The 275-nt window shown below is 74.9% G+C and carries 1 protein-coding gene; it reads left to right on the top strand.

Annotated features, from left to right (window positions below):
* The coding region (locus EIK80_RS26270) for a hypothetical protein (protein ID WP_158624770.1) at window positions 1-275 on the top strand (275 nt) is incomplete at both ends.

The raw sequence follows: 275 nt of genomic DNA, 5'->3' as shown, positions 1-275 counted from the left end.
CCGGCGATGCTGTTCGGCGCGGTGGCGGTGCTGGCCACCGTCCTGCACGCCCTGCCCTGGGTGTGGAAGGTCCAGCCGCTGTCGCAGGTGCAGTTCGCCTATCGCATCATCGCGGTCAGCGAGGCCGCCGCCGTGGCCGCCGTCTGTCTGGCCGCCGTGTCCGGCCGCCCCCGTCGCCTGGCGGCGCTGATGGTGGTCCCGGCGGTGCTCGCCGGCTGGCTGCTGGTCCTGTCCTGGCCTGGCCTGCGCGCGGTCACCACCATCCCCGTCGACCC

The organism is Caulobacter sp. 602-1, from assembly GCF_003931565.1.
Lineage (GTDB): Bacteria > Pseudomonadota > Alphaproteobacteria > Caulobacterales > Caulobacteraceae > Caulobacter.
Note: the sequence above shows the minus strand (reverse complement) of the source record. Positions and strands in the feature narration are given on the sequence as shown.